This is a genomic window from Streptomyces acidicola (assembly GCF_009377235.1).
Lineage (GTDB): Bacteria > Actinomycetota > Actinomycetes > Streptomycetales > Streptomycetaceae > Streptomyces > Streptomyces acidicola.
In genome coordinates, this window is record NZ_VMNX01000056.1 from 37,885 (window position 1) to 44,556 (window position 6,672).

A 6,672-nucleotide genomic window follows, 5' to 3' on the forward strand; every position below is an offset into this window, starting at 1 on the left:
CAGGACCGAAACCGATCCCACTCGAATCGGAGAATAGACGACCTTCGGCAGGGACTGCTTGCACTTCCGTTCCACCTGCCGTCCGAACAGGGGTGGTCTTGGCCGCGTGCAGCACCGTCCAGTCCAGGTCACTGGCGCTGCGACGGCTCGGGCAGATGGTCGAACCCATGCGGCGGACTCCCTCTCGTACGAACGGGTCAGCGCGTTTCCGCGCTGTCTGATCCGCACAACAGTCACCCGGGGCCCGGCATTCCCGCCCGCCCTCAGCGGAGTGACGCACTCCACTGTGTGACGGCGTCGGTGACGATCTCCAGCGCCCGGTCCTGACCGAGGGGCGCCCGCTTCGGCACGGCGAAGCCGTGATCGCCGTACGGCACCTCCACGAGCTGGTGCGCGCCCTCGGGGAACTCCTCCGGCCGGCCGAACGGGTCATTGCCGCCCTGCACCACGAGGGTGGGCACCCCGGCGCCGAGCAGTTCGTCGGCACGGGACTTCTCGGGCCTGCCCGGCGGGTGCAGCGGGAAGCTCAGCGCGAGGACGGCCGCGGCGCCGAGTTCCGTCGCCGTACGGCAGGCCACGCGGGCACCCGCGCTCCGGCCGCCCGCGATCACGGGCAGCCGGGGCCCCGCCAGCGCGGGCCACAGGCCCCGCCAGCCCGTGTCCAGGGTCTTCGGGGCGGGCGCGACCTTCTTGCCCGCCACCCGCCAGGGCTGCTCGACGAGGGCGACGGTCACGCCATGGCTGGGCAGGGTCCGGGCGAGTGCCTGGAGGTCGCGGGCCTCGATGCCGCCGCCGGCGCCGTGGCTGACGGCGAGGACGAGCCGTGCCTTCCCTGCCGTGCGCCAGGTGACCCGGGCCGTCCCGGCGTCCGTCTCGATCGTCTCGATGATCTCGGTCACATCAGAAGTCACGTTGGAAGTCACATCAGAAAAGTGTGCCCTCCTCGGGCCCCTCCAGCTCCTTCAGCAGCTCCGGGCCGTTGTTGCGGACGTTGCTGACGGCGGTGGTCACGGGGTACGCCCGCATCATTCCGGCGGGCGGCGGGGCGAGCAGCTCACGCAGGTCGTCGACGCCGGTGCGGGCCGGGTCCAGCCAGGCGTCCCAGCGGTCCGGGGTGAGCATCAGCGGCATCCGGGGGTGGATGTCGGCCAGGGCGTACGGGCCGTCGGCGGGCGCGACGGCGAGCGGGGTGCTCTCCGCCTCGGTCGTGATCACCGAGCAGGTGACCCACCACGCCTGCGGGTGCTCGTCCGGGAGCGTCTTGTCCCGCCAGAACTCGTACAGCCCGGCCATCGCGAACACCGAGCCGTCGGCAGGGAGCACGAAGTACGGCTGCTTGCGGGGCCGCTTCTTCTTGCCCTCGACCTCCAGGTCGCGCTCCTGCTTGCTGGTGACCCACTCGTAGTAGCCGTCGGCGGGCAGGATGCAGCGCCGGGCGGCGAAGGCACGGCGGTACGAGGGCTTCTCGTGGACGGTCTCGGCGCGGGCGTTGATCATGCGGGCGCCGCCCTCGGGCGTCTTGGACCAGGAGGGGACGAGGCCCCACTTCAGCCTGCGGAGCTGGCGGACCGGTCGCTTGTCCTCGACGTCCTTGAGAGGGCGGTCGAGGACCGCGTAGACCTCCTTGGTGGGAGCCACGTTGTAGTCGGGCGCCAGCGTCTCCTCGGGCTCCCACTTCTCGACCTCGAAGATTCCTGCGAGATCCTCTGGCCTACGACTCGCCGAATACCGTCCGCACATCTCCAACCACCCCTCCGATCTGCGAGAACGCTAGATCATGCCGCATCGGCCGGCACCAAGTCGTCAAGTCTGGGGTGACGTGCCCGTACGTGTCCGCCGCTTTCTCGATGCCCTCGTGCCCGAGTAACCGGGACACGTTCAAGGGTGGCAGACCGCGGGAAGTCCCCGTCCCGCGAGCCGAGCATCTCGCGGGTGCCGTCGCGGAGCATCGCGAACAGGACACCGATGCGGTGGCGGGCCGGGCGGAGCGGAGCCCGGGTGTGGGTCCTGCCGCGGGCCCGGCACTTGTCGTGGTGGGTGCGGAAGACGGGACCGTGCGACTGGGGCAAATCACCACACAGCTTCCGCAAACCCTCGGCCAGTCCGTTACGAGAGCGTGACCAGCACCCCACTTGCCAGTCTTTCGCCGCGTGCCACAAGGTTCTGTATGCGCTTACAGACAGCGCATACATTCGGCCATGCTCAAGGAGGAGCACCCATGCACCGCGCCGCCAGAACCACCTCGCTCGCCCTTGTGGCGGCGTCCGCTCTCACCCTCACCGCGTGCGGTGGCTCGGGGAAGACGGACGTGGGTGCCGACGAGAAGCAGACCCTGACCGTCTGGGCCATGGGCACGGAGGGCGAGAAGCTCGCCGACGTGGCCAAGGCCTACGAGAAGGCCCACCCCGGCATCACCGTCAAGGTGACCCCGGTCGGCTGGGACGTGGCGCACCAGAAGCTGGTCGCCGCGGCCGCCGCGAGCAAGCTGCCCGACGTGATGCAGATGGGTTCGAGCTATCTGGGCGAGTTCGCCGACATGGGCGCTCTGGAGCCGGTCGACACCAAGGTCTTCAAGGAGGGTGACTTCTTCCCGGCCGCCTGGGATCAGGGGATCTACGACGGCAAGTCCTATGGAGTGCCCTGGTACGTCGACACCCGCGTCCTGTACTACCGCACCGACCTGGCGAAGAAGGCCGGCCTGGGCGGCGCCCCGGGCACCATGGCGGACCTGCAGAAGGCGGCCGAGGCCTACCGCGACAAGGCCGGCTCCAAGTGGGGACTGTCCATCCAGCCGAGCGGGCTGGACGCCGTGCAGAGCTTCTACCCCTTCCTGTACTCGGCGGGCGGCGCCATCCTCGACGACAGTGGCAAGCCCGTCGTCAACAGCCCTGCTGCCGTCAAGGCGCTGGAGAACTACGGCAGTTACTACAGCAAGGGACTGAGCGAAAAGACGTTCCGGCCCGGCTACGACGTCACCAAGGACTTCAACACCGGAGCCGTGCCGATGTTCTTCAGCGGACCGTGGATAGTGGGCCTGCTCAACGACAACTACCCCGACATCAAGGGCAAGTGGGCCGTCGCCCCCGTACCGGCGGACAAGGCATCGGTCTCATACGCCGGCGGATCCAGCCTCGCGATCTCCGCGGACAGTCCGCACAAGGCCGCCGCCGAGAACTTCATCACCTACCTCACCGACGCCAAGGGCCAGGCCGACTGGTACGAGCGCACCAAGGACCTGCCCGCCAACACCCAGGCGTGGAACGGCGGTGAGCTCGCCACCGACGCGAACCTGGCGGTGTTCCGGAAGCAGATGGAAACCGCCAAGGCTCTGCCCGCCCACCCCAAACTCACCGAGATCACCTCCAAGCTCGACGAGGCCATCGGGTCGGTCACCCAGGGCAAGTCCTCCGCGAAGGCGGCCCTGGACAAGGCGCAGTCCTCGATCGAGAGCCTGGCGGGATAGTCCGGATGCCTCTCGTGACCGGATCGGCCGCGGGTGACGCTGCCGTCTCGAAGACCCGGCGGTCCGGTGGCGCACAGCCGCCGGCCGCGGGATCGCGGCGGCACGGCCGACGTCGTTCGCGGGGCCGACACACGCTGCACGGGTGGCTGTTCTCCACCCCCTTCCTGGTGCTGTTCGGCGTGTTCATGCTCTTCCCGATCGTGGCGACGCTCTGGATGAGCTTCACCGACTTCGGGGTACGCGACGTCAGGCAGCCCCTGGAGGCGCAGTTCGTCGGCCTGGACAACTACACCAAGCTGTTCGACGACGACACCTTCCGCACGGCCCTGTTCAACACCGCCTACTTCGTGGTGGTCGGCGTACCGCTGACCATCGTGCTCGGCCTGCTGGTGGCGCTGTTGCTGAACAACGGCATCGACCGGGCCCGCACCTTCTTCCGGGTCGGCTTCTACGCTCCCGTCGTCACCTCCATCGTGGCGGTCGCCGTCGTCTGGCGCTTCGTGCTCAACCCGACGGACGGCCTGATCGCCGGCCTGGCCACCGAACTCGGCACGAAGGCGCCGGACTTCCTCGGCTCCGAGACCTGGGCCATGCCGTCGCTGATCCTGCTCGCCGTCTGGCGCAACCTGGGCACCGTCATGGTGCTGTTCATCGCCGGCCTGCAGGCCATCCCCACCGATGTGCGGGAGGCCGCGCGGCTGGACGGCGCCGGCGGCTGGCAGGAGCTGTGGCGCATCACCGTCCCTCTGCTGCGGCCGACCATGCTCTACGCCACCGTCATCACCACCATCGGCTACCTCAACGTCTTCGAGGAGCCCTTCGTGATGACCCAGGGCGGCCCCGACAACGCCACCTTGACGGTGTCCCTGGACATGTACCGGGAGGGCTTCAACCTGTTCCACATGGGCTATGCGAGCGCCATGGCGTACGTCCTGTTCGTGGTGATCATGGCCATCACGGTGCTCCAGCTCCGACTGCTGAAGGACAACACCCGATGAGCGCCCCGACCGCCTCCGCACCGACCGGCCGACGTCGCGAGGGCCGCGTACGCCGACCCGTGCTGTACGTTCTCGCGTCGCTGGGCCTGCTGGTGATGGCGACGCCGTTCCTGTGGATGGCGCTGTCCGCCTTCAAGTCGAGGCAGGACCTGACGGCCAGCCCGCCGGTGTGGATCCCGTCGAACTGGACGCTGAGCAACTTCAGCGCGCTGCTGGACCAGCTGGACATGCCGCGCTACTTCGTGAACTCGCTGATCGTGGCCGTCATGGTGACCGTCTGCAATCTGCTGTTCTGCTCGATGCTCGGCTACGCGCTCGCGAAACTCGACTTCGCGGGCCGCTCCAAGGTCTTCGGCATCGTGCTCGCCGCGCTGATGGTGCCGGGCAACCTGCTGATCCTGCCCCTGTACGTGCTGATGAGCGGGCTGAACCTCATCGACACCTACGCCGGGCTCGTCCTGCCGTTCGCCGCGGGTGCCTTCGGTGTCTTCCTGATGCGGCAGTTCATGCAGACGGTGCCGGACGAACTGCTGGAGGCAGCCAGGATCGACGGCGCCGGCGAGTGGTACATCTTCTGGCGCATCGTGCTGCCCCTGGTCAGACCCGCCCTCGCCACGCTGACGATCTTCACGTTCCTCGGCTCGTGGAACAACTTCGTCTGGCCGCTGGTCGCCACCAACGACCCGGGCAAGTACACGCTGCCGGTGGCACTCGCGACCTTCGCCAACGACCCCAACCGCACCGTCGCCGGCGGCAACGGCATGCTCATGGCCGGCTCCCTGCTGGTGGTACTGCCCGTCCTGGGCGTCTTCGCCCTTCTGCAACGCCACTTCACCCAGGGCATCGCGACCGCCGGACTGAAGTAGCCCCCGGCGCTGTCCTTGAGCGAACGGGCCGACCGTGCCACGCCCGCGCGTCCGGCCCGCCTCCACGATCACCACGGCGGACGGCCCGCCCTCCACCATCACAAAGACAGAAACGGACGATGACCCACACCTCCCTCCCCTTCCCCGACGGCTTCCTGTGGGGCGCCTCCACCGCCGCCCACCAGATCGAGGGCAACAACGTCAACAGCGACTGGTGGCGCAAGGAACACGACCCGGCGGCCAAGATCGCGGAACCGAGCCTCGACGCCTGCGACAGCTACCACCGCTGGGAGCAGGACATGGACCTGCTCGCCCGCCTCGGCTTCACCGACTACCGCTTCAGCGTCGAGTGGGCACGCATCGAACCGGCGCCCGGCGCCTTCTCCCGCGCCGAGATCGCGCACTACCGCCGCATGGTGGAGGGCGCCCTGGCCCGCGGGCTGCGCCCCATGGTGACCCTGCACCACTTCACCGTGCCGCAGTGGTTCGAGGACCGCGGCGGCTGGACCGCCGACGGCGCCGTGGAGCTGTTCGCCCGGTACGTCGAGAACTGCGCGCCGATCATCGCCGACGGCGTCCGCCATGTGTGCACCATCAACGAGCCCAACATGATCGCCGTGATGGCGGGCCTCGCCAAGCGCGGCGAGCAGGGCTTCCCGCCCGCCGGACTGCCGTTCCCGGACGAGGAGACCACTGACGCGGTGATCGCCGCGCACCACGCCGCGGTCAAGGCGGTCCGGGCCGCCCACCCGGACATCCAGGTCGGCTGGACCATCGCCAACCAGGTCTACCAGGCCCTTCCCGGAGCCGAGGAGGCCACCGCCGCCTACCGCCGCCCCCGCGAGGACGTCTTCATCGAGGCAGCCCGCGGCGACGACTTCATCGGCGTCCAGTCCTACACCCGCACCAAGATCGGACCCGACGGCCCGATCCCTGCCCCCCAGGACGCCGAGCGCACGCTGACGCAGTGGGAGTACTACCCCGCCGCCGTGGGCCACGCCCTGCGCCACACCGCCGACATCATCGGCCCGGACATGCCGCTGATCGTCACCGAGAACGGCATCGCCACCGGCGACGACAGCCGCCGTGTCGACTACTACACCGGAGCGCTCGCCGCGGTCGCCGCCGCCATCGAGGACGGCCTCGACGTCCGGGGCTACCTGGCCTGGAGCGCCCTCGACAACTACGAGTGGGGCTCCTTCGCCGCCACCTTCGGTCTCATCGCGGTCGACCGGGTCACCTTCGAGCGCACGCCCAGGCCGTCCGCCGTATGGCTCGGCGGCCTCGGCCGCACCCGCGAACTGCCGCGCACCGCCTCCTGACGCCCCCCGGCCGCCCCCCGGCC

At 69.3% G+C, this 6,672-nt stretch carries 6 protein-coding genes and 1 pseudogene; 4 read left to right on the forward strand and 3 right to left on the reverse strand.

Features of this window, described 5'->3' with window-relative positions; translation table 11 throughout:
- Positions 1-263 precede the first annotated feature (263 nt).
- The 3 genes and pseudogenes from FPZ41_RS17345 to FPZ41_RS50565 all read right to left on the reverse strand — a co-directional run.
- Entirely contained in the window at positions 264-923 is a 660-nt protein-coding gene (locus FPZ41_RS17345) for an alpha/beta hydrolase family protein (RefSeq protein WP_407698789.1), read from the reverse strand.
- Position 924: 1 nt separating this feature from the next.
- A complete protein-coding gene (locus FPZ41_RS17350) occupies positions 925-1,740 on the reverse strand; it encodes an SOS response-associated peptidase (RefSeq protein WP_152863596.1) in 816 nt (271 codons plus the stop codon).
- 191 nt (positions 1,741-1,931) lie between these two features.
- Positions 1,932-2,057, reverse strand: a pseudogene (locus FPZ41_RS50565) (IS110 family transposase); the annotation flags it as partial.
- 161 nt (positions 2,058-2,218) lie between these two features.
- Between FPZ41_RS50565 and FPZ41_RS17360 the strand changes: the two are divergent.
- From FPZ41_RS17360 to FPZ41_RS17375, 4 genes are all read left to right on the forward strand, one after another.
- Positions 2,219-3,463, forward strand: a complete 1,245-nt coding sequence (locus FPZ41_RS17360) for a sugar ABC transporter substrate-binding protein (protein WP_152863600.1) — start codon at positions 2,219-2,221, stop codon at positions 3,461-3,463.
- Between the two features lie 5 nt (positions 3,464-3,468).
- Complete coding sequence (locus FPZ41_RS17365) at positions 3,469-4,461, forward strand: carbohydrate ABC transporter permease (RefSeq protein ID WP_152863602.1); 993 nt, start codon at positions 3,469-3,471, stop codon at positions 4,459-4,461.
- Positions 4,458-5,327, forward strand: a complete 870-nt coding sequence (locus FPZ41_RS17370) for a carbohydrate ABC transporter permease (protein ID WP_152863604.1) — start codon at positions 4,458-4,460, stop codon at positions 5,325-5,327. Before FPZ41_RS17365 ends, FPZ41_RS17370 begins: the two co-directional genes overlap by 4 nt.
- Before the next feature lie 119 nt (positions 5,328-5,446).
- The gene (locus FPZ41_RS17375; protein ID WP_131564666.1) at positions 5,447-6,649 is read left to right on the forward strand and encodes a glycoside hydrolase family 1 protein; all 1,203 of its coding nucleotides are present in this window, start codon (positions 5,447-5,449) and stop codon (positions 6,647-6,649) included.
- The last annotated feature ends 23 nt before the right edge of the window (positions 6,650-6,672 follow it).